This is a genomic window from Actinokineospora auranticolor, assembly GCF_041897805.1.
GTDB lineage: Bacteria > Actinomycetota > Actinomycetes > Mycobacteriales > Pseudonocardiaceae > Actinokineospora > Actinokineospora auranticolor.
Window position 1 is genome coordinate 6,025,182 of record NZ_CP154825.1, and the last position, 25,318, is coordinate 6,050,499.

Annotated in this window: 4 protein-coding genes; 1 reads left to right on the forward strand and 3 read right to left on the reverse strand. The window is 72.1% G+C overall.

The window, feature by feature from the left end:
• Positions 1-15 precede the first annotated feature (15 nt).
• Positions 16-1,311, forward strand: coding sequence for an IS256 family transposase (locus V5P93_RS26225; RefSeq protein ID WP_104483685.1), 1,296 nt, complete (start codon positions 16-18; stop codon positions 1,309-1,311).
• Between the two features lie 1,548 nt (positions 1,312-2,859).
• On the opposite strand, the gene V5P93_RS26230 is transcribed toward V5P93_RS26225, so the two are convergent.
• The 3 genes from V5P93_RS26230 to V5P93_RS26240 form a co-directional block, all read right to left on the reverse strand.
• Positions 2,860-5,790, reverse strand: coding sequence for a response regulator (locus V5P93_RS26230; RefSeq protein WP_374065087.1), 2,931 nt, complete (start codon positions 5,788-5,790; stop codon positions 2,860-2,862).
• Positions 5,791-5,800: 10 nt separating this feature from the next.
• Positions 5,801-6,175: a response regulator transcription factor gene (locus tag V5P93_RS26235; RefSeq protein WP_104483016.1), complete on the reverse strand. Its 375-nt coding sequence runs from the start codon at positions 6,173-6,175 to the stop codon at positions 5,801-5,803.
• 134 nt (positions 6,176-6,309) lie between these two features.
• Entirely contained in the window at positions 6,310-25,113 is an 18,804-nt protein-coding gene (locus tag V5P93_RS26240; protein ID WP_104483017.1) for a DUF11 domain-containing protein, read from the reverse strand.
• Positions 25,114-25,318: the final 205 nt, after the last annotated feature.

Here is a 25,318-nt window from a genome sequence, read left to right on the forward strand (position 1 = left end):
TGGGCACTGTGAGTGATGACATCCGATGTTGTGAGTCCACGCAAGAGTGAGTCGAAGCCGGCGCGGGAGCTGTCGCCGGAGCAGGCCGCCGCGGCGGCGATGGTGGCCGAGGCCAAGGCTCGAGGGCTGGCGTTGACCGGCCCGGACGGCCTGCTGAAGTTGTTCACCAAGAACGTGCTGGAAACCGCGCTCAACGAAGAGATGACCGAACATCTCGGTCACGAGAAGAATCGGGCCGCGCCCGAGCGTGACTCGACGAATGTGCGGAACGGCACGCGGCCGAAGACCGTGATCTCCGACGCCGCGGGTGAGGTCGAGATCGACGTGCCGCGGGACCGAGAAAGCACGTTCGAACCGCACATCGTGAAGAAACGGCAGCGTCGACTCACCGATGTGGACGAGATCGTGCTGTCGCTGTATGCGAAAGGGATGACCACTGGGGATATCTCGGCGCATTTCGCGGAGATCTATGGAGCGTCGGTCAGCAAAGAGACGGTATCGCGGATAACCGACAAAGTCGTCGCTGAAATGAACGAGTGGGCCAACCGCCCACTCGACGCCGTGTACGCGGCGGTGTTCATCGACGCGATCGTCGTCAAGGTCCGGGACGGCCAGGTCGCCAATCGGCCCGTCTACGCCGCCATCGGCGTCACCGTGGACGGCCACAAGGACGTCCTGGGCCTGTGGATGGGCGCCGGTGGCGAGGGCGCCAAATTCTGGATGAGCGTGCTGATCGATCTCAAGAACCGCGGCGTGGCCGACGTGTTCTTCCTCGTCTGCGACGGCCTGAAAGGCCTCCCCGAAGTCGTCACCAATGTCTGGTCGCAGACCATCGTCCAGACCTGCGTCATTCACTTGATCCGGAACACGTTCCGGTTGGTCGCCCGTCAGGACTGGGACGCGGTGAAACAGGACATCAAACCCGTTTACACCGCGCCCAGTCCCGACGCCGCTCTCATCGCGTTGGATGAACTCGAGGAGAAATGGCGCAAGAAGTACGGGGCCATGATTCGGCTCTGGCACAACGCCTGGGAAGAGTTCATCCCGTTCCTCGGCTACGATATCGAGATCCGGCGCATGATCTGCTCTACGAACGCCATCGAGTCCCTGAACGCCCGCTACCGCCGAGCTATCCGAGCACGCGGACATTTCCCAACCGAACAGGCAGCGATGAAGTGCCTGTATCTTGTGACACGCAGCCTGGACCCCACCGGCACAGGCCGCGCCCGATGGACGATGCGTTGGAAGCCCGTGCTCAACGCGTTCGCCATCACATTCGGTGACCGCTGGCCAGGAGCCGAGACCTACTGATCAACAACGCCGGACACACCGATCATGGGATAGACCCGACCTCCCTGGTTGGTTCACGAATCCGGTCTCGGCGGGCTGCCGTCTGCTGCTGCGCGGATGCCCGGCCTGCGTTGTTCGGCCTACGGTTCCGGTTGTGGGGCGGCTAGGGCTGAGCTTTGGGTAGAGGCCGCTTGGGCGCACTGCAATAATCAAGCAACGAAATGATCATCGGTATTGGTTCCCGATTTGGATCGCCCGATGAGGTGGACCCGAATGAGCAAAGTCTTGAGCGGTCGACGGGCGTGGAGGTCTTCTGGCGAGCAGAAATCGGCCGGCGACCCCAATTAGGGGGACTGAAGAGTGATGGTGGTTATGCGCCCGAAGGCGCGGTGGGCGGGGCGAGTCTGAGGCGAGGGCGAAGGACGGGGCAAGGCAAGGCGGGGACGAGGCAGAACGGGACAGAGCAGGCACGAGACGTGGCCGGACGGGGCGGGGCCGGGCCAGGCGAAGCGAATGGGATGGAGCGAGATAGGGCGAGACGGAATGGAGTGAGGCGAGGGTGAACCGGGATGGGCGAGCGGGGCGGAGCCGGGCTAGCGGAGTGGAGTGAGACGGTAAAGGCAAAGCAGGCGAGGCGGGGAGGCAGAGCCGAGAAGGACAGGAAAGGCCGGGCAGAGCGGGACGAACAAGGCGCGACGGACGAAGGTGTAAGGCCAAGCGGGTGGAATGTGACGGAGGCCAGCGAGGCGAACTGGAGGCGTGTGGGTGAGCGAGGTGAGGACGGGTGGGCGAGATGGGGAGGGGTGGAGTGAGACGGGTGACGCAAGCCGAGGTGGGGGCGTGAAGGAACGAGGCGAGCAGGTGGGAGTGGGTAGGGGGTAAGGCAAGGCGGCGAAGTGTGGCAAGACAGAGATCAGGGGTGAGTGGGCGAGCTGGGGTGGAATTGGGAATCGAGGTAGGGCAGGGCGGAGTGGCACCAGATGAGGGCGAGCGAGGCAGGGCGAAGTTCAGGTGCCTACGTGGCGGGGCGAGGCGAGATGAAGGCGAGCAGGGCAGGACAAGACGGAGCGAGATGAGAAAGCGGTTGGGCTAAGCGGAGTGGGCTGGGCGATCAGGTGGGGCGGGGTGGGTCAAGCGGGCAAGGCGGGCGAGGCGAGGCAGGGCAGGGCAGGCAAGGTGAGGTGGGCAGGGCAAGGCGGGCGGGGCGGGGCAGGGCAGGCAAGGTGAGGTGGGCAGGGCAAGGCGGGCGGGGCGGGGCAGGGCAGGCAAGGTGAGGTGGGCAGGGCAAGGCGGGCGGGGCGGGGCAGGGCAGGCAAGGTGAGGTGGGCAGGGCAAGGCGGGCGGGGCAGGCAAGGCGGGGCAGGGCAGGCACGGCGGGGCGGGGCAGGGCAAGGCGAGGCGAGGCGAGGTGGGCAAGGCACGGCGGGCAAGGCGGGGCGTGCCAGGCGGAGTGGGCCAGGCAGAGTGGGGTGGGGCGGGGTGGGCGGGGCGGGGCAGGCACGGCGGGCCAGGCGGGGCGGGCAAGGCAGGGTGGGGTGGGGTGGGGGCTAGGGCTTGGGGTGGGGCGGGTTAGGGGGCTAGGGCTTGGGTGCCTAGTTGGGTGGTGAGGAGGGTGATGGCGGCGATGACGAGGTCTAGTTCGTCGCGGAGGGGGGCGAGGGTGGGTTCGGCCGCGGGGAGGGTGGCGGAGCGGGCCTTGTCTTCGAGGTCGGCGAAGAGTTCAGCGAGGGTGGAGGCGCCGATGTTGGCGGCGGCGCCTTTGAGGGTGTGGGCTTGGGTGGCGGTTTGCTCTTTGTCGCCCGCGTTGAGGGAGTCGGCCAGTTCGGTGAGGGTGGTGGGGGATTTCACGGAGAAGGAGGTCAGGAGTTTGGCCATGAGGGCGCGTTCGGGTTCTGAGGGGTCTGGGCCGGTTAGTTCTTCCAGGCGGGTTCGGATGGCGGTGGCGCGCTCTTGTACTTCCGGGGTGGATATGGGTTTGGTGGTCTTGTCGGGGGTGCGGGGCTCGGTGATTTGTCGGGGGGCCGGGGTGTGGTCGTCCTCGATGCGGGCTTGGGGGATTTCCGCGGTCAGTTTGCGGAGGACCTCGGCCAGGTCGGCGGGGCGTACCGGTTTGGGCAGGTAGTCGTTCATTCCCGCCGCCGTGCAGGCGTTCCAGTCTTCTACCAGGACGCTGGCCGTCATGGCGACTATGTGGGGTTGGCGGTCTTCGGGGAGTTCGGCTCGGATGGTTTTGGTGGCTTCGAGGCCGTCCATGATGGGCATGCGGACGTCCATGAGGATGACGTCGTAGGGGCGTAGGCGGATGGCTTGGACGGCTTCCCGGCCGTTGGAGACCATGTCGGCTCGGTAGCCGAGTTTGGCGAGCATGAGTTGGGCGACCTTCTGGTTCACCAGGTTGTCCTCGGCCACCAGGATGCGCAGGACGGCGGCGCCGACGGGGGCGGGGCCGGGTTTGCGTTCGCGTTCGGCGGCTTCCTGGGCTCCGGTGAGGAGTCGGTGCAGGGTGGTGCGCAGGGTGCTGACCCGGACGGGTTTGGTGAGGACCGACTCGAACATCTCGCGTTGGTCTTTGGTGAGGGGGACGGTGACGCTGCTGAGGAGCATGAGCGGCAGGCGTTGGCCGCTGGGGAGTTGGCGTAGTTTGGCGGCCAGTTCGAGGCCGTCCATCTCCGGCATCTCCATGTCCAGCAGCGCGACGTCGAAGTGGACGCCGCTGCGGACCACTTCGAGGGCGGCCTTGGCGGAGACGAAGTCGGTGGAGCGCAGACCCATGTCGGCCAGTTGGGCTGACAGCACGCTGCGGTTGGTGTCGTTGTCGTCGACGACCAGGGCGACGCGGTCGGTCATGACCGCGGCCCAGCTGGGTTGGAGGTCTCCGCCGCCGGTGACCGGGGACACGCGGAGGATCGCGGTGACGGTGAAGGTGGAGCCGAGGCCGGGGGTGCTGTTGACGGTGATGTCGCCGCCCATGGCGGCGGCGAGGCGGTGGCTGATGGCCAGGCCGAGGCCGGTGCCGCCGAAGCGGCGGGTGGTGGAGGCGTCGACCTGGCTGAACGACTGGAACAGCCTGCCGAGGTGTTCCTGGGGGATGCCGATGCCGGTGTCGCTGACCGCCGCGTGCAGCCGGATGACGCCGTCGCCCTCGTTGGAGACGCGTTCGGCGCGGACGTTGATGGCGACCTCGCCGCGGGCGGTGAACTTGACCGCGTTGCTGAGCAGGTTGAGCAGGACCTGCCGGAGCCGGGTGGCGTCGCCGCGCAGCACGGGCGGGCAGGACGAGTCGACGTAGCCGATGAGTTCGAGGTCCTTCTCCCCCGCGGCGACCGCGACCAGGGCGAGGGCGCTGTCGAGGCAGTCGGCGATGTGGAAGGAGGCGTCCTCCAGTTCCAGTTCGCCCGCCTCGATCTTGGAGTAGTCGAGGATCTCGTTGATGACCGCGAGCAGGGCGTCGCCGCTGTCGCGGACGATGCGGACCAGTTCTTGCTGCTCGGTGGTGAGGTCGGTGTCGAGCAGCAGCCCGGTCATGCCGATGACGGCGTTCATCGGGGTGCGGATCTCGTGGCTCATGGTGGCCAGGAACGCGGCCTTGGCCTTGCTGGCGGCCACGGCCTGGTCGCGGGCCTCGACCATGGCCTGCATGGAGGCGTTGACGGCCATGGCCATCCGCTCGATCTCGACCGGTCCGCCGACGACGGCGCGTTCGGTGGTGTTGCCCGAGGAGACCTGGACAGCGGCGGCGGTGACGCGGGCGACGGGGCGGGTGACCTTGCGGGTGACCCAGAAGGCGCCGAGGGCGGCCAGGGCGCCGACGCCGATGGTGGTCCAGGCGATGAGTTCGCGGGTGCCTTCGCCGCTCTCGGTGCTGACCTGTTCGCGCAGCGCCAGCAGTTCCTCCTCCTCGCGGCGCATGGTGCCGAGGATGTCCTCGATGGCGTCCATGTCGCGGGCTCCGCGCCCGGTGGAGACGAGTTCGATGGCGGCGGCGGGGCCCTGGGTCTGGTAGAGGGCGATGGTCTCGGCGAGTTCGTCGAGTTTGTCGTTGACGACCGGCTCCAGCGACTGGGCCAGTTGGACGGACTGCGGTTCGTCGGCGACCAGGCTGCGGAGGGTGGCCAGGGCGGGGCGCAGGGAGTCGGCGGCGCTGTTGTACGGAGTGAGGTACTGGGGGTCGCCCGCGATGAGGAAGCCGCGTTGGCCGCGTTCGGCGTCTTGGATGCGCTGCCACACGTCGCCGATCTGGGCGAGGACCTCGTGGCTGTGTTCGACGGGTCGGCGGTCCTGCATGAGGGTGCCGATGCGGATGAAGGAGTTGAAGCCGACGACGAGGAGGCTGCCGATGGCCAGGATGTAGCCGGCGGCCAGGAGCCTGCCGACGGTCCAGCGCCAGGTCGGGCGGTGGTCGTCCTCGGGGGTGAGGTCGTCTTCGGGTTCGTCGGGGGGTGGTGCGTGGGTGGGTGGCGCCATGTGGATGGAGCCGGGGTCGATGTCGCGGGGGTCCATCAGCGGCCCGTCACCCCTCATGGCTCGGGAGGAGGGCGTGGATGCGGTCGAGCAGGTCGGCGGGTTTGAAGGGTTTGCAGACGTAGTCGTCGGCGCCGCTGGTGAGGCCCGCGTCGATGTCGGACTGCTTGGTCATGCCGGTGAGCAGGATGATCGGCAGGTGCGGGGTGGGGTGGCGCTCGCGGAGGGTGGCGCAGACCCGCAGGCCGTCCATGCCGGGCAGGGTGACGTCGAGCAGCAGCAGGTCGGGCCGGTCGGCGGCGACCTGGTCGAGTACCTCGGGGCCGGTGCCCACCGGGGTGGTGGTGTGGCCCGCCTGTTCGATTTTGAACGTGATCAGCTCACGCAGGTCGTCGTCGTCCTCCGCGATCAGAATGCGCGCCACCGCGCGTTCTCCTTCCCGCACCCCCGGCCCGTGGCGGGGGTTCCGTCCTCCCGGTCCGCGGCGGGGGTTCCGCCGCGGACCGCCGTGGACGTGTCCACCCGCGCCCGGGGCCCGGGTGGACGGCGTGCCACAGGTCATGAACGCCTACCTCGGCGCCAGGGCTGGTACACCAGCGTGACGCCCAGAAGGGTGAGCAGCAGGCCGAGGCTCAGCCACCGCAGGACCGGGAAGCCGGTGTAGCTGAGGTCCTGGTCGGTGGCGGTGTCGTCGGTCGTGGTCGTGGTGCCGCCGTTGGTGCTGGTGGTGGGCGTCTCGGTCGTCGGGGTGGGTGTCTCGGTGCTCGTCTCGGCGGCGCTCACCTCGGTGGTGGCGGACGCGGAGTTGTCGTCGGCGGAGTCGAGGACGTCCTGGACGGCGAGGGTGGCGATGTTGACCAGCGGTCCTTCGCGGTCGACGCGGGCCGTGACGGTCAGCGTGCGCTGGTCCGCGGGGCCGACCCAGTCGAGGTGCCAGAGGCCGGTGGCCGGGTCGTAGGTGCCCTGGCTGGTGACCGCGGAGATCAGGGTGATCCCCTCGGGCAGCAGGTCGGTGACCTGGACGGACGGCGCGGCCGACGGGCCGGTGTTGGCGATGGTGACCACCCAGGTGATGGTGTCGCCGACGGTGGCCTTGGTCTGCTCGGTCGTCTTGGTGACCGACAGGCCCGTCTGCCTGGTCAGGGTGGTGCTGACCGCGCTGTTGTTGTCGCCGCTGTTGGCGTCGGGGGTGCTGGAGGTGACGCGGGCCGAGTTGCTGATGGCCGTGCCGTCCAGGTCCGCGGCGATGGCGGCGCGGAGCCGCACCGTGACGGTGGCCGCGGGGGCCAGCGCGTCGAGCGGGCAGGTGACCACGCCGTCGGTGTTGGCGCAGGTGGCGCCGGTGCTGGAGACCAGCGTGGCGCCCGCGGGCAGCGCGTCGGTGAGCACGACGTCCCGGGCGAAGGCGTCGCCCGCGTTGGTCACGGTGACCACCCAGGTGGCCTGGGTGCCGGGCACGATCTGCCCGCCGTCGACGCTCTTGGTGACCCGCAGGTCGGGGCTGGCGTTGAGCTGGGTGGTGACGGCCGCCGAGTTGTCGTCGGAGTCCTGTTCGGCGGTGGTGGAGGCGACGGCGGCGCTGTTGGTGATCGGACCCGCGGCGGCGTCGGCGCGGACGGTGCCGGTGATGGTCAGCGGGGTCGAGGCGCCGGGGTTGATGTCGCCGATGGCGCAGATCAGGGCGCTGCCGCGGGTGACGCAGCCGTTCGGCGGGGTGGTGACCTCGACGGAGGCGGGCAGCAGGTCGGTCACGGTGACGCCGCGGGCGGTGGAGATGCCGTTGTTGGTCGTGGTGACCAGCCAGGTGATCGTGTCGCCCGGCCGGTGGTTGGCCTGGTCGGCGGTCTTGACCACGGACAGGTCGGCCTGCGGCGCGGACGGGCCCGCGACGCTGGCGGCGTTGTCGATCGGGTCGCTGTCGGGGTCGTCGGACAGCACGGTCGCGGTGTTGCTGACCTCGTCGGGGACGAAGCCCGCCGCGACGTCGACGACGATCGTGATCTGGATGGTCTCCAGCGGGTCGAGGTCGCCGGGCGCGCAGGTGACGAGTTGGCCGTCGATGACGCAGGAGCCCTTGGTGGCGGTGGCGGTGGCCGGGGTCAGTCCGGTCATCAGCGGGTCGGTGACGAGGACGCCGGTCGCCGCGGACGGTCCGTAGTTGTAGACGTCGAGGGTGAAGGTGGCCTGGCCGCCGGGGGTGACCGAGGCCGGGGTGAGGGTCTTGTCGATGCCGAGGTCGACCGAGCGGGCGACGTCGGAGGCGACGGCCGCGGTGTTGTTGTCCTGGTCGGTGTCGGCGGTGGTGGAGGTGACCGAGACCGCGTTGTCGAGTTGGCCGCCGACGTAGTTGGCGTCGACGTGGGCGGTGATGGTCAGGATCCGGTCGGTGTCGGTGGTGACGGTGCCGAGCACGCACCGGAGGGTGCGGTCGGTGAGGGTGCAGGACGGGTCCGCGGCGACCAGGGTGACGCCCTTGGGCAGGGTGTCGACCAGGACGACGTTGCGGGCGTCGGAGGGGCCGCCCGCGTGGACGGTGATGCCCCAGGTGATGTCCTCACCGGCGGTGACCTGGGCGGGGCCGTTCATGGTGACGCCGAGGTCGGTGACGGAGGTGACGTCCTGGCTGACGAACACCGAGTCGTTGCTCGGGTCCGGGTCGGGGGTGGCGGACTCGACCTGGGCGGTCACGGCGGCGTCGCCGGTGACGTCGGAGTCGAAGACGCCGCGGACCACGAAGTCCAGGGACGCGCCGGGCGGCAGGTCGCCGAGGTCGCAGGCGATGGTGTTGTCGCAGGTGACGCCCGGCGGGGCGGTGATCGTGATGTTCTGCAGCTCGCCCGGGAGTCCAAGGGAGAACCGGGTCTTGCTCGACGTGGACGGGCCCGCGTTGCGGACCGTGGCCCGGATGGTGGCCTCGGAGCCAGCGGTGAGCTGGGCGGCTTCGAAGTCGGCGACCACGGACAGGTCGGCGAAGGCGGTGACCGGCTTGGTCAGGGCGACCGAGTTGGTGTCGGTGTCGAGGTCGATCGAGTCGGAGTCGGCGGTCACCGTGGTGGCGAGGTCTTCGACCCGGTCGGCGGCGACGGTGCCGACGACGGTGATCTCGACGCTGGCGCCGGGTTCGAGGGTGTCGACGACGCAGGTGGCGGTGGTGTCGCAGGTGACCCCGGCGGGGGCGTTGACCACGACGGACTGGAGGCCGTCGGGCACCGGCACGGTGATGGTGACGTTGCGGGCGATCGAGGGGCCCTGGTTGGTGGCGGTCGCGGTGATGGCCGCGGCGGAGCCCGCCACCAGCGGGTCCGGGCCGAGGGTGGCGGCGAGGACCAGGTCGGACACGACCTGCACGGCGCCGGTGGCGGTGACCGAGTTGTCGGTGTCGTCGGGGTCGTCGGTGGCGCTGGTGGTGGTCGCGACGATGTCGAACGGCCCGTTGGCGTCGGCGCCGAGGTCGCCGCCGATGTCGATGGTGACCGTGGCGCCGGGCGCCAGGGTGCCGATCACGCAGACCACCGTGTTGTCGCAGGTGACGCCGGGCGGCGCGGTGACGGTGACGTTCCGCAGGCCTGCGGGCAGCGGCACGGTGAGGGTGACGCCGGTGGCCGCGCCCGGGCCGTCGTTGGTGACCGAGGTGGTGATCGCGACCGGTCGGCCCGCGGTGGGCAGGCCGGAGGTGATCGCGGCGCGGGTCACGAGGTCGGCGCTGGCGGTGATCGGCGCGGTGACGGTGACGGTGTTGTCGGCCGGTGCCGGGTCGCTGAACGACGACGTGGCGGTGGCGGTGAACGTCAGGTCGCCGGTGGCGCCCGGGGCGACGGTGCCGCGCACGGTGATGTCGACCTGGGTGCCGGGGGCCAGCGTGTCGATCACGCAGTTGCCGCCCGCGTCGCAGGTGACCCCGGCGGGCGCGGTGAACTGGGCGCCGGTGAGGCCCGTGGGCACGGGGATGGTGACGACGACGCCGGTGGCCGCGGACGGTCCGGTGTTGCCGACGGTGACCGTGGCCGATTGCGGGGTGCCCGCGGTCGGGGTGGTCGGGTCGAGCACGAGGGCGACGTTCAGGTCGGACGCCACGAACAGCGGCGGGGTGACCGTGACGGTGCGGTCGGCCGGGTTCGGGCCGGGGGTCGGCGAGGCGACGGTGGCCACGAAGGTCGGCGCGGTGGTCGTGGTGGGGCTGACCCGGCCGTTGACGACGATGGTGATGTCGGTGCCGGGCGGGACGTCACCGATGGTGCAGGAGACGGTGTTGTCGCAGGTGATGCCCGGCGGGGCGGTGACGGTGACGCCTTCGACGCCCGCCGGGATGGGCAGGGTGAAGGTGACTCCGGTGGCGGTGGACGGCCCGGTGTTGCCGATCACCGTGGTGGCGGTGAACGGGTCACCCGCGGTGAGGGTGCCGGGGCTGAAGGTGGTGCCCACGGACAGGCCCGCGGACGCGGTGACGTTGGCGTTCAGGACGACGACGTCGTTGCCCTCGTCGGGGTCCGGCGTGGTGGAGTTCGCGGTCACCGTGAAGGTGGTGGTGCCCGGGTTGGCGTTGGGCGCGAGGACCCCGTCGATCACGAAGTCCAGGCTCGCGCCGGGCGCCAGGTCGCCGATGGCGCAGGAGACCGTGGTGTCGCAGGTGACGCCTGCCGGGGCGGTGACGGTGACGTTGGTCAGGCCCGCCGGGATCGGCACGGTGAAGGTGACGCCCTGGGCGGTCGACGGTCCGGCGTTGCGGACGGTGGCGGTGACCTTGGCCGGGGAGCCCGGGGTGAGGGCGGCCGGGTCGAGGGCGGCGGTGACGCCCAGGTTGGCGGACTGGCTCACCTGCGCGGTGATGGACGCGGTGTTGTCCGCGGCGCCCGGGTCGCCGGAGGCGGCGGTGACGTCGGCGGTGAAGTCGAGGTCGGTGCCGGTGAAGGCCGGGTCGACGGTGCCGGTGACCACGATGTCGACCGACTGGCCCGCGGCGAGCGGCGGGATGGTGCAGGTGACGGTGTTGTCGCAGGTGACGCCGGGCGGCGCGGTGACGGCCACAGTGGTCAGCCCGGCGGGCACCGGCAGCGAGACGGTGATCGCCGACGACGTGGACGGGCCGTTGTTGCGGATGGTGGCGGTGTGCCGCACCGGTTCGCCCGCGGTGAGGGTGGTCGAGTCGAGCGCGGTGGTGACCGCGAGGTCCGCGGCCACGGTGACGCCGACGGTGACGGTGCCCGCGTTGTTGGCCGGGATCGGGTCGGTGCTGGCCGAGGCGACGGTGCCGGTGAAGGTCAGCGACGGTCCGGTGAACGCCGGGTCGACGGTGCCGCGGATGGTCGCCGTGACCTCGGCGCCGGGCAGCAGGTCGCCGAGGTCGCAGACGGCCGAGTTGTCGCACGTGGCTCGGGCCAGCGCGGACACGGTGACTCCGGTCAGGCCCGCCGGGATCGGCAGCGTGAGGGTGACGCCCTGCGCGGTGGACGGGCCGTTGTTGCGGATGGTCGCGAGGACCTCGATCGGCGTGCCCGCGACGGCGCTGCTCGGGCCGGTGATCGAGACGAACGAGACCTCGGAGGCCACCGTCACGGGGATCTGGACGGTGGTGACGTTGCCCGAGTTGTTCGGGTCGCTCGCGGCCGAGGAGATCGCGCTGGTGAACGACAGCGCGGGGCCGGTGTAGTCGGGCGCGATGGTGCCGCCGACGGTGATCACGACCTGGGCGCCGGGGGCGACCGAGTCGATGGTGCAGGTGACGGTGTTGTCGCAGGTGACCCCGGCGGGCGCGGTGACCTGGACGTTGGTCAGGCCTGCCGGGATCGAGACGGTGAAGGTGGCAGGCCCGGCGGTGGACGGCCCGGCGTTGGTGACCGTGGCGGTGAGCGAGACCGGCGAGCCCGCGGTGGCCGTCGCCGGGTCGGTGGCCACGGTGACGCCCAGGTCGGCGCTGCGGCCGACCGGCGCGACGACCGTGCTGGTGTTGTCGCTCTGGTCGGGGTCGGGCGTCGGGGTGGTCGCGGTGGCGGTGAAGGTCAGGTCGGCGCCGGCGAAGTCCGGTGCGACGGTGCCGCGGACCTCGATGACGACGTCGGCCCCGGGGGCGATGGTGCCCAGGTCACAGGCGACGGTGTTGTCGCAGGTGACACCGGGCGGCGCGATGACCGTGGCGCCGGTGACCCCGGCGGGCACGGGCAGGGTGTAGCGGGCGCCCGCGGCGGTGGACGGGCCGTCGTTGTGGATCGTGGTGCGGACGGTGACCGGCGAGCCCGCGGTGAGGCTGGTCGGGTTGACGACGGTGGCCGCGGTGAGGCCGGCGGCGGCGCCGGACTGGGCGTCGACGGTGACCGAGTTGTTGGCCGGTGTGCTGTCGGGTGTGGCCGAGCCCGCGGTGGCGGTGAACGGCAGGGTCGTGCCGGTGAAGTCGGCGGCGACGCGGCCGTTGACGGTCACCGCGATGCTCTGCCCCGGTGCCACGGTGGCGGCGGTGCAGCTGATGGTGTTGTCGCAGGTGACACCGGCGGGCGCGGTGACCGTGACGTCCTGCACGCCCGCCGGGACGGGCAGGGTGAAGGTGACGCCGGTGGCGGTTGACGGGCCCGCGTTGCGCAGGGTGGCCGTGCCGGTGAACGCCGTGCCCGCGGTGAGGGTGGGCGGGTCGAGGGTGAAGGCGGCGGACAGGTCGGCGTTGGCCGTCACCGGGATGGTGGTGCTGCTGGTGTTGCCCGCCGTGTCCGGGTCGGGGGTGGGCGAGGTGACGGCGGTGTCGATGGTCAGCGCGCCGGTGAAGTCGGGCGCGACGGTGCCGCGCACGGTGATCACCACGTCGGTGCCGGGGTCGATGTCGCCGACCGCGCAGGTGATCGACGAGTCGCAGATGACGCCCGGCGGCGCGGTGACGGTGACGCCGGTCAGGCCCGCGGGCACGGGCAGGGTGAAGGTCGTGCCGACCGCGGAGGACGGGCCGCCGTTGCGGATCGTGGTGGTGACGGTGACCGGTGACCCGGCGGTGGCCTGGCCCGGGTCGACCGTGGTGGTCGCGCTCAGGTCGGCCGTGGCGTTGACCTGGACCGGGGTGGTCGCGGTGTTGTCGGCCGGGTTCGGGTCGTCGGTGGTGGCCTGGGCGGTGCCGGTGAACACGATCTGGTCGCCGGTGTAGTCGGCCGCGACGGTGCCCCGGACCTCGACGGTGACCTGGGTGTCGGGGGCGAGCGTGCCGATGGCGCAGGCGACGGTGTTGTCACAGGTGACACCGGCCGGGGCGACCACGGTGACGCCCTGCAGGCCCGCCGGGACGGGTACGGAGAGGGTGACGCCGGTGGCGGTCGACGGGCCGACGTTGCGGGCCGTGACCGTGACGGTGACCGGGGTGCCCGAGGCGACGCTGAGCGGGGTCGGCGTGACGACGGCCCGGATGTCGGCGGCGACGCGCACGTTCGCGGTGATGGTCGTCGAGTTGGCGTCGGGGGTCGGGTCCGGGGTGTCGGACGTGGCGGTGCTGGTGAAGGTCAGCGGGCCGCCGGTGTAGGCCGGGTCGACGAGGCCGGTGACCTCGATGCGCACCGGGGTGCCCGGGGCGACGGTGCCGACGGTGCAGGTGATCAGCGTGTCGCAGGTGACGCCCGCCGGGGCGACGACCTGGACGCCGGTGACGCCCGGCGGGATCGGCAGGGTGAAGGCCGTGCCGGTGGCCGTCGACGGGCCGGTGTTCTCGATGGTGGTGACGGCGCGGAACGGTTCGCCCGCGACCAGGGCGGTAGGGTCGAGGGTCGAGGTGACCCGCAGGTCGGCCGAGGTGGCGACCTGGGTTGTGGCGGTGCCGGTGTTGTCGGCGGCGGACGGGTCGGTGGCCGTGGTGGCCGCGGTCGCCGTCAGGGTGATGTCGCCCGTGTGGTCGGGGGCGACGCGGCCGCGGACGCCGATCACGACGTCGGCGCCGGGGGCGACGTCGCCGAGGACGCAGGACACGGTGTTGTCGCAGGTGACGCCGTTGGGCGCGGTGACCACCACGTCGATGAGCCCGGCGGGTACCGGCACGGACACGGTGGTGCCCGCGGCGGTGGACGGGCCCGCGTTGCGGATGGTGACCGTGGCCCCGATCGGCGAGCCCGCGACGACCTGGCCGGGGTCGAAGCCGACGCTGGCGTTCAGGTCGGCGGCGGTGCCGACGGTGCCCGTGGTGGTGAAGGCGTTGTCGGCGGTGTTCGGGTCGGCGACCGGCGAGGACGCCGAGCCGGTGACGGTGATCGGTCCGGTGACCGTGGGCAGCACGGTGCCGCGGATGACCACGTCGACGGTGCCGCCCGGCGGGACGCTCGCCACCGAGCAGGTGACGGCGTTGTCGCAGGTGACGCCCGGCGGTGCCTCGACGGTGACGCCGGTGATCTGGGCGGGCACCGGCACCGAGAAGGTGATCCCGGTGGCGGTGGACGGGCCGTTGTTGACCAGCTTGGCCGCGATGGTCGCCACGGTGCCCGCGGTGAGCGGCGCGGGGGTGACCACGCCGGTGAACGCGAGGTCGGCGCTGGCGGCCGTGGTGCCCGTCGCGGTGGCGGTGTTGTTGGCCGGTGTCGGGTCGGCGGTCGGCGAGCTGCCGGTGGCGGTGACAGAGATCGGCGCGGTCACGTCCGGCGCGACGGTGCCGCGCAGCGTGATGCGGACGCTCGCGCCCGGCGCCAGGGTGCCGACGGCGCAGCTGACGGTCGCGTCGCAGGTGACGCCCGCGGGGGCGTCGACGGTCACGCCGGTGACGCCCGCCGGGACCGGCACGGCGAGGGTGACGCCGGTGGCCGTGGACGGGCCGCGGTTGACCAGGTCGGCGACGATCTCGATCGGCTGACCGGCGACCGGCGCGGTCGGGTTGACGGTGATCGCCGCGTCGAGGTCGGCGGCGGCGCCGACCGGGCTGGTGACCGTGGTGGTGTCGTCGGCCGGGTTCTGGTCCGGGGTCGGCGACGTGGTGCTCGCGGTGAACGCGATGTCCGCGCCCTGGTAGGCCGGGTCGAGGGCGCCGCCCACCGTCACCACGACCTCGGTGTCGGGCGCGATGGCCCCGAGGACGCAGGACACGGTGTTGTCGCAGGTGACGCCGTTGGGCGCGGTGACCACCACGTCGATGAGCCCGGCGGGCACCGGCAGCGACAGCGTGACACCGGTGGCGGTGGACGGACCGGCGTTGCGGACCGTGGCGGTCGCGATGACCGGGGTGCCGGGCGTGACCTGGGCCGGGTCGACGGCCAGGGCGACGCTGACGCCCGCGTCCGCGCCGACGGCGGTGGTCGTGGTGACCGTGTTGTCGGCGTTGTTCGGGTCGGCGCTGGTCGTGGTGGTGACGGCGGTCAGGCTCAGGTTCGGGCCCGCGAAGGCGGGCGCGATCCGGCCGCCGACGGTGATGACCAGGTCGGTGTTCGGCGCGATGGTGCCGACGACGCAGGAGATGGTCGAGTCGCAGGTGACGCCCGGCGGGGCGGTCACGACGACGTTCTCCAGCCCGGCGGGCACCGGCAGGGTGAGGGCGACGCCGGTCGCGGTGGACGGGCCCGTGTTGCGGATGGTGGCCGTCGCGGTGACCGGCGAGCCCGCCACCAGCGGCGTCGGGTCGACGGTGAGCGTGACCCGGACGTCGGAGGCGATGCCGACGGCGGTGGCGACCTGCGAGGTGTTGTCGGCCGGGTTCGGGTCGGCGACCGGCGAGGTGACGTTCGAGGCGATGGTCAGCGGGCCGTCGGGGAACTCGGGTGCCACCTGGCCCCGCACGACCACCACGACGTCCTGGTTGGGGCCGATCGCGGCGGCGGTGCACCGCACGGAGTTGTCGCAGGTGACCCCGGCGGGCGCGGTGACGGTGATACCGGTGAACCCGGCCGGGATCGGCAGGGCGAACACGACCTGGTCGGCGGTGGACGGCCCGGTGTTGTGGATGGTGGAGGTCAGGGTGACCGGCGAGCCCGCGGTGAGCGGGGCCGGGTCGACCACGGTGGCCACGGACAGGTCGGCCGAGGTGGACACCGACGAGGTGACCGTGGCGGTGTCGTTGCCGGGCACGTTGTCGGGGGTGTCGCCGTCGACCGACGCGGTCAGCGCGATCGAGCCGCCGGTGAAGTCGGCGGCCACGACGCCGCGGAGCACGATGTCGACCTCGGTGCCGGGCGCCATGGTGCCGATCTGGCAGGCGGCGGCGTCGTCGCAGGTGACCCCGGCGGGCCCGGTGACGACGACGTCGCGCAGTTCGGCGGGCACCGGCAGCCGGAAGGTCACGCCGGTGGCGGTGGACGGGCCGTTCGCGCGGACCTTGGCGTTGACCGTGACCGGGGAGCCCGCGACCGGGGCCGCCGGGTCGATGGTGGCGGTGACCGCGAGGTCGGCGTCCACACTGGACTGTTCGACGGTGGTGACGGTGTTGTCCGCCGGGTTCGGGTCGGCGATGGCGGAGGTGACCGCGGCGGACAGCGTCAGCGAGTCGTCGGTGAAGGTCGGCGTGACCCGGCCGCGGACGACGATCCGCAGCTGGCCGGGCGGCACGTCGCCGACGGTGCAGCTGATCGAGGTGTCGCAGGTGACGCCCGGCGGCGCGTCGACGGTGACGTCCTCGACGCCGGTCGGGACGGGCAGGGTGAAGGTGGTGCCCGGCGCGGTGGACGGGCCCGCGTTGGTGACCGTGGCGGTGATCGTCACCGCGCCGCCCGCGACGATGGGCCGCGGGTCGACGGTGATGCCGAGCCGCAGGTCGGCGGTGGCGCTGATCGGGGTGCTGGCGGTCGCGGTGTTGTCGCCCGGGTTCGGGTCGGGGTTCGAGCCGGTGACCGTGGCGGACGCGTTGAGCACCGGGGCGGTGACGCCGGGGGGCACGTCGGCGCGCAGCGTGAACTGGACGGTGCCTTCCTTGCCGGTGGGCAGGGTGCCGATCACGCAGCGCAGGTTCGCGTCGCAGGTGACGCCCGCGGGCGCGGTGATGGTGGCGCCGGTGGTCTCGGCCGGGGCGAGGCCGGTGAGCACCACGTCGCGGGCGGTGGACGGGCCCGCGTTGGTCACGAGGACGGTCCAGGAGGCGGGCAGGCCCGGGGTGATCGGGTCCTGGTCGGCGTTGACCTGGACGAAGATGTCCGAGGTGGCCACGACCGCGCTGGTCGCGCTGTCGGTGCGGTTGTCCGGCTGGTTCGGGTCCGGTTCGGGCACGGTGGACTCGACCGCGACGTCGCTGGTCAGCTCGTCGGCGGTGATGTCCGGCGAGAGCCTGCCGTAGACGGTGACCGTCACCGCGGCGCCCGAGGCGATCGTGGACAGGTCGCAGCGCAGGGTCTGGCCGGTGACCTGGCAGGTGCCCTGGGAGCTGACCGCCGAGATGTCGTCGACGTCGGCGGGCAGGTTGTGCACGACCGCGGCCGGGGCGTCGGACGGGCCGTTGTTGGTGACGGTGATGGTCCAGCCGGTCAGCTCACCGGGGGTGACCTGGTCGGCGGCGTCGAGCCGGACACCGAGGTCGGCCTGGGCGCTGACCTGGGCGCTCGCGGTGGCGGAGTTGTTCGCCGGGTTCGGGTCGGGGGTGGAGGCCTGCACGTCGATGGTGTTCGACAGCGTCGGCTCGGCGAACGACGGGGCCAGCGTGACCGGGATCTTGACGGTGATCGGCGTCCCGGGCGCGATGAGGCCGAGGTCGCAGACGACGCTGCGGACGACCACCGAGCAGGTGCCCTGGTCGCTGGTGATCGGCCCGGAGATCTCGGTGCCGTCGGGCAGCGGCGAGAAGGTGACCACGCCGCGCACCGCGGACGGGCCGGGGCTGGCGATGGTCGCGGTGTAGAGCAGCGACCGGCCCGGCACGACCGGGGTCGGGTCGACGTGCAGGTCGGCGCTGAGGTCGGCGCCGCGGGTGACCTGGACCCGGGAGGTGGTCGAGTTGTCGCGGCTGTCCGGGTCGGGGGCCTGCGACCCGGTGCTCATCCGGGTCTCGAGCTCCACGCCCTGGTAGAGCGGGTCGACCGTACCGGTGATCTTGACGACGACCGAGGCGCCGGGGGCGATGTCGCCGAGCGCGCAGGACGCGGTGGTGCAGCCGGGCAGGTCGGTGGTGACGCCGGTGAGGGCGGCGGGCAGGACCCGGTCGAGGGTGGCGCCGCGGGCGGTGGACGGGCCGTTGTTGGTGACGGTGACGGTGTAGGTCAGCGGGGTGCCCGCCACGACGCTGCCGGGCACGTCGACGGTGACGGCGAGGTTGGCCGACTCGGTGGCCGAGGCGATCACGGTGCCGGTGTTGTCGGACTGGTCGAGTTCGGTGGTGGCGCTGCTCGCGGTGGCCGAGTTGGTGACCGTGTCGCCCGCGCCGTTGGCGAGGACGCCGCGCACGGTGATCGCGACGGGCGGCGCGCCCGCGGCGACGGTGCCGAGGTCGCAGCCCAGGGCCTGGCCGGTGAAGGCGCAGGTGCCCTGCGAGGTGAGCACGGTGAGCTGCCCGATGGTCGTGGGCAGGTTGTCGGTGACGGTCACCGCCTGGGCGTCCGACGGGCCCGCGTTGGAGACCTCGATGCGGAACTCGATCGGCGCGCCCTGCACCGGCTGGCCGCTGGTGACGGCGAGCGCGACGTGCAGGTTGCCGTTGGCGGTGACCGGGGTGGTCGCGCTGCCGGAGTTGTTGGCCTGGTTCGGGTCCGGGACGCCGGAGGTGCCCGCGCCGGTGTCGGTGAGGGTGGGCGCGGTGACGTTGGCGGCGAGGGTGCCTGCGATGGTCAGCAGCACGGTGGCCCCGGGCTGCAGGTCGCCGGTGGCGCAGCTGATGTCGCGGCCGGTGACGGTGCAGTTGCCCGCGGGCGTGGTGGCGGTGACGCCGGTGAGGCCCTCGGGGACGGTGTTGGTGAGCACGACCGCGGTGGCGGTCGACGGCCCGAGGTTGCGGGTGCTCTGCACCCAGGTGAGCTGGGTGCCGGGCACCGCGGCGTCGGGTCCGGCGATGGTGCTGACCAGGTCGGCGGCGGTGCTGGCGGAGCCCACGACGTCGACGACGTTGTTGGCCAGCACCGGGTCGTTGGTCTGCGCGATGGCCTCGGCGCCGAGGGTGAGCGGGCCGGAGTAGCCCGCGTCGATGGTGCCGGTGAAGCTGACCTCGGTGGTCTGGCCCGCGGCGATCACGCCGAGCGGGCAGGTGACCACGGCGCCGGAGACCGCGCAGGAGCCGGTGGGCCAGCTCGCCCGGGCGTTGTAGACGTAGGCCGGGACGGAGATGGTGAGCGAGGTGCCGACCGCGTCGGACGGGCCGGTGTCGGCGACCCGGACGGTCCAGGTGGCGGTCTGGCCCGCGACCGGGTTGGCGGGCGGGGTGGCGGTGACCGCGAGGTCGGCCTGCGGGCTCAGCGCGGTGCTGCTGGTGGCGGTGTTGGAGCCCGCGTCGGGGTCGGCGGTGCCGCTGGTGACGGTGCCGGTGACGCGCAGGCTGTTCTCGGCGAACCCGGGGGCGAGCCTGCCCGTGACGGTGACCGTGCCGGTGGCGTTGGTGGCGATGTCGCCGACGGGGCAGCTGATCCGCTGGCCGGTGATGGCGCAGCCCGCCTGCGGCTGCGGGGTGACCCCGGCGGGCAGGTCGGCGTTGAGCACGACGCCGCGCGAGGTGGACGGGCCCGCGTTCGTGGCGGTGAGGGTCCAGGTGGCCGGTGAACCGGGCACGGCCGGGTCGGGCGCGGAGGTGATGGCCAGGCGCAGGTCGGCGCTGCTGGAGGTGTCCGAGACCGCCGACGAGGTGTTGTTGGCGGTGTTCGGGTCGGTCGAGGTGGACGTCACGGTGACGGTGTTGGTGACGCTCGTGCCCGTGTAGTCGGGGGCGAGGGTGCCGGTGACGGTGACCGTGGCGGTGGCGCCCGCGGCCAGGGTGCCGATGGCGCAGTGGGCGGCGGTGTCGAAGGTGCAGGTGCCCGCGGTGGCGGTCGCGCTGTCGAAGCGGATGCCCGCCGGGGGCGGCGCGTCGGTGGTGACGCCGTACGCGGAGGACGGGCCGTCGTTGCGGACCACGGCCTGCCAGGTGAGCTTGCCGCCCGCGACGGGGGCGCCGGAGGTCAGCGTCTGCACGACCGACAGGTCGGCGGTGGCGCCGACGTTGGCGCTGGCGGTGGCGGAGTTGTCGGCCTGGTTCGGGTCCGGCACCGCGGAGGACGCGGTGACCGTGTTGGCGAACGCCGAGCCCGCGGGGGTGCCGCTGGCCAGGGTGGCGGTGATGTCGGCGGACACGGCGGCGCCCAGCGGCACCGACGGCCAGGTGCAGCGGACGGCGCCCGCGGACAGGACGCAGCTACCGCCCGCGGACGGGGTGGCGCTGCCGTAGGTGAGCCCGGCGGGCAGCCGGTCGGTGAGCACGACCTGGGGTGCCAGGGACGGGCCGTTGTTGGTGGCGCCGACCCGGTAGGTGACCGGGGTTCCCGCGACCAGCGGCCCGGACACGATGGTGTTGGTGGCGGTCAGGTCCGCGCTGGTGTTGACGGTGTGGGTGATCGACCCGTTGTTGTTCGCGGTGTTCGGGTCCGCGGTCGCCGAACTCGCGGTGGCGGTGTTGACCAGGGTCTGGCTCGCGTAGTCGGAGGCGACCAGGACGGTGACCGACTGGGTGTAGATCGCGCCTTGGGCCAGGTCGCCGACGGCGCAGCGGACCTCGGTGCCGACCAGCGAGCAGCCCGCGCCGGCGGAGACGAAGGAGGTGCCCGCGGGCAGCGGGTCGGTGATGGTGACCAAGCGGGCCACCGACGGGCCGTCGTTGGCGACGGTGACGTTGTAGGTGATGTTGCGCCCGGCCTCGGCGTTGGTGGACGTCGAGGTGGTGCTGACCGACAGGTCGGCGGCGGTGCTGACGGTGGCGGGCAGCGACACCGACCGGTTGGCCATGGTCGGGTCGGCGGTGGGCGAGCCGACGGCGGCGGTGTCGATGAGGACCGTGCCCGCCGCAGTGTCGGACGGGACGAGCGCGGTCAGCACGACGACCACGGAGCGGCCCGGCTGGATGGTGCCGAAGGTGCAGTTGACGCCCTTGTTGTCCGGGGTCGGGGTGCAGGTGCCGGACTGGGTGGCGACGCCGCCGGGCAGCAGCACGAGCCCGTCGGGCAGCGTGTCGGACAGCACCACGTTCGCGGCGGCGGACGGGCCCGCGTTGGACACGGTGAGGTTGTAGGTCTGCGCGGTGCCCGCGCGGACCGGGTCCTGGCCGACGGTGCCGGTGAGTACCAGGTCGGCGGTCTGCACGACCGGGGTGTTGACCGTGCTGAGCTGGTCCTCACCGCCGGGGCTGGGCGTGTCGGTGGACACCTGGGCGTTGGTCTCGACGGTGCCGGAGGCGGTGGGCGAGACGTTGACGACCACTGTGACGTCGGCGCGGCTGCCCGCCGGGAGCCGGTCGACGGTGCAGGTGACGACCTGGCCCGCGATGGCGCAGGTGCCGAGCGAGCTGGACGCGGACACCGCGGACAGCGCGGCCGGGAGGGTGTGGGTGATGACGACGTTGGTCGCGTCGGACGGCCCGTTGTTGGTCGCGCCGATCTGGTAGGTGGCCAGCGCGCCCGCGACCAGCGGCGACGGGGTGACCGTCTGCTGGATGGACAGGCCCGCGTACGCGGTGACCGCGGTGCTCGCGGACACCGTGTTGTTCAGCGGCGCGGAGTCCGGGGTGGACGAGCTGATGGTGGCGCTGAACGAGCGCGGACCGGGCGGGCTGGACGCGGCGATCCGGCCGGTGACCACGCCGCTGAGCGTCTGGCCCGCGGCCATGGTGCCGACGGCGCAGGTGATGCGGGCGCCGGTGACGGCGCAGGTGGTGCCGTCGACGGTGGCCGCGAGGTCGAGCACGCCGACCGGCAGGTCGGCCACGATAGTGGTGTCGCGGGCATCGGACGGGCCGCCGTTCATCACGCTGAAGGTGCGGGAGAACGTGTCACCGGCCATGAAGGTGCCGGGGTCCTGCAGGTTGGAGAAGCGCAGGTCGGCGACCGCGCGAACGGCGACGGAGGCGCTCGCGCTGTTGTTGGACTGGGTCGGGTCCGGGGTGGTCGAGGCGACGGTGCCGGTGGCCGAGACCGAGCCGAGGGCCTGGCCGGACGGCACGTTGACGTCGATGGTGACCGTGGCCCTGGCCTCGCTGGCCAGGTCGCCGATGGCGCAGCGGACCTGGCCGCTGACGATCTGGCAGGTGCCGGTGGAGGTGGCGATGGTGCCGATGCCGAAGCCCGCCGGGATGGTCTGGTTGAGGGTGACCGCCTGGGCCACCGACGGGCCGGAGTTGGCGACGGTGACCACGTAGCGGCCGGACTGGCCCGCCTGGATGTTCGGGGTGGTGGTCGTCTCGGTGACCGTGACGTCGGCCTGCGCGGTGACGTTGGCGAGGTGGGTGGCGGTGTTGTCGCCGGGGTTCGGGTCGGTGCTGGCCGAGGTGACCGTGGCGGTGTTGCTGAAGCCCGCGGCGGGCACGGTGCCCGGGGTGTCGGCGGTGATGGTCACGGAGGCGGTGCCGCCGTTGGCGACGGTGCCGAGGGCGCAGGAGACCGTCCGGCCCACGGTGGTGCAGGTGCCGGAGGTGGACTGGACGCCGGTGACGGTCAGGCCGGCGGGCAGCGGGTCGCTGACGACCACCGCGCCCGCGTCCGAAGGGCCGCGGTTGGTGACGGTGAGCGAGTACGCCAGCGGCGCGCCCGCCACGACCGGGGCCGGGACGGCGGTTTTGGTCAGGCCAAGGTCGCTGACCCGGCTGACGGTGCCGGTGACGGTGGCGGAGTCGTTGTCGGTGACGTCCTGCGGGGTGCTGGTGGTCGCCGTGGCGACGCTGGGCAGCGGGCCCGCCGCGTAGTCGGGGTTGACGGCCACGCGCAGGCTCACCGTGGTGGCGCCGCCCGCGGGCACGACACCCAGCTGGCAGGACACGGTGGCGCCGACGGTGCAGGTGCCGGACTGCGGGGTGGCGCTGACGATCGTGGTGCCGGGCTGGACCGGGACGGTGACCACGACGTTGCGCGCGTCGGACGGCCCCGGGTTGGCCACCATGACGGTGTAGTTGAGCCGGGAGCCCGCGACCGGTGCGTTGGTGGAGGCGTTGTTGGACACCTGGATGTCGGCCAGCGGCTCGACGGGGGCGGTGGCCGTGGTGGAGTTGTCGCCCGTGGACGTGTCCGGGGTTGTCGAAGACACCGAGGACGGTACGGACAGGGTCGGGTCCGCGTAGCTGGGGACGACACCGAGCACGGCGGTGACCGAGTAGCTGACGCCGGGCGCGAGGGTGCCCACGACGCAGGTCATGGTGCCCGCCGCGACGGTGCAGCCGGAGGACGCCCACACCACGGAGACGCCGTCGGGCAGCGGGACGCTGATCGTCACGTTCTCGGCGGTGGAGGGGCCCGCGTTGGTGACGGTGGTGGTGAGCACGGCCTGCTCGGTGCCGGGCACGACCGGGCCGTTGAGCGTGGAGGCGATCTGCAGGTCGGCCGCGCGGGTGACGGTGACCGGGGCGGTGGCGGTGTTGTTGACCGTGACGTCGTCGGCGGTCGACGCCGACACCGTCACGGAGTTGATCACGACGCCACCCGCCGAGTCGGCGTTGATCCTGGCCACGACCGGCACGGACACGGTGGCGCCGTTGGCCACCGCGCCGACCGAGCAGGTGACTTTCTGCCCGGACGGGGTGCAGGTGCCGCCCGCGGGCGGGGACGCCGACTCGAACGTGGTGCCCGCGGGCAGGGTGTCGGTGAGCACGACACCGGTGGCGTTGTTCGGCCCCTGGTTGGTGGCGGAGATGGTGTAGTTGACCGTCTGGCCCGCGTTCTGCGACGGCGCGGCCACGGTCTTGCCCGCGGACAGGTCGGCGAGGTCGCGGACGACGGTGTTCACGTCGTTGCCGGAGAAGGTGTACGGGCGGTTTAGCGTGCGGGCGCGGTAGTCCAGCACAGGCGTGTTGGCGATGGTGGTGCCCGAGGCGGCGCGGTTCACCGTGGCGCGGAAGCGGGCCGCGACGGAGCCGCCGGGCGCGATCGAACCGCCCGTGGACGCGGTGGCGCCGCTGCCGACCCGGAAGCGGACTGTCCTGTCCGCCGCGGTGTAGTCGCCGGTGTCGTCGCCCGCCGTGTCCGTCCGGGTGCCGGTGGTACCGCCGGTGTTGGTGTCGATGACCAGGCTGTTGGGGACGTAGGTGAGGTTGGCGGGCAGCACGTCGCGCACGACGGAGGCGTCGGCGTAGTCACCGCCGGAGTTGGTGAAGGTGAGCTGGTACTCGAGGGTGTCGCCCGGCTGGGCCGGGTTGTTGCCGTTGAGGTTGGACACGGTCTTGCTGACCGCGTTGAAGGTGGGGGTGAACAGGTCGATCTGGCTGGTGACGACGCCGGGGTAGTATGAGTCGCCGCTGGAGGTCAGGTTGATGGTGGCCGACGTGCTGCCGTTGCTGATCACGTTGGTGGTCGCGATGCGGCCGATGTCGACACCGAAGTTGTTCAGGTTGCCCGGCGATCGCCCGGTCTGGTCGACACCGGCGTCGCTGATGCGCGAATCGAAGAAGTTGTTCGCCGGGCGGGTCGCGTCCGACAGCGTGGTGTTCGCCAGGCGCAGCGCGTCGCCGGTGGTGCCGAAGTCGCCCTCCCAGGCCACGACGCCGACGGAGGCGTTGACGTTGCCGGTGGTGGGCGTGAGGAAGCCGGACACCGGGATGTCGACGCTGTTGTTGCCGGTGGCGGAGGTGATGTCGGCGAAGCCCTCGAACACCCGCAGGTTGCGCAGCGGCAAGGACGGGTTGCGGTAGGCCACGACCAGCGACCAGCCCGCGTACCGGTCCTGGCCGGTGGCCGAACCGATGTCGGCCACGGCGTAGACGCCGTTGCCCGCGGTCTTGACCGCGGAGGTGACGTCGAGGGATGCCTGGTACGGGCCGCCGTCCGTGGTGACCAGCGCGGTGGGCTGGATGAGCGTGGTGGCGGTGTAGGTGGTGTAGCTCGTGGCGCCGGGGGCCTTGAACTTCGCGGTGTTGACGGCCTTGGTGGGCGCGACGCCGTTGGTACCCGCCACGGTGCGGCCGCCCCAGACGAGCCGCGCGTAGAGGACGGTGGAACCGGTGGGCAGCGACAGCGTGGCGGTGGAGGAGTTCGATGTGGACGAATCGGAGTCCACGTCGACGAACGCCATGTTGTACAGGTTGTTGTTGTTCGAGGTGCCGGTGGCGGTGCCCGCGCGGGCGGACGTACAGCCGGACGCCGCGGTCGGGCAGTCCATGGAGCTGGCGCCCGCGAGCGTGATGGCGCCGTTCTCCTCGCTGGAGTAGACGGCGTCGAAGTTGGTGCGCACCGACGCCTCCGCCGGTGTGGGCGTGACGAACGGCACCAGCGTGGCCACCACGGCGGCGACCAAACCCAGCGCACCCGCGCGGGTGCGCCGCGGGTCTCCGGTCCTAAACACCGCGCCCATACCCGATTCCTTTGGGTTCGCCCGATTCAAACGTCGATCACTTTAGGCAAACTCACAGAACTTGGCATCGGACATACCCGAAAGCGTGGGGACAACCAATTTCGCTAACGCAGCGCGCGTTCAGCGGGACGCGATACTCACTCGACGGGTGGAAATCCTCGGACGGTACGCCCGATAGCGTGACCAGCTCTGATCATTTTGACCA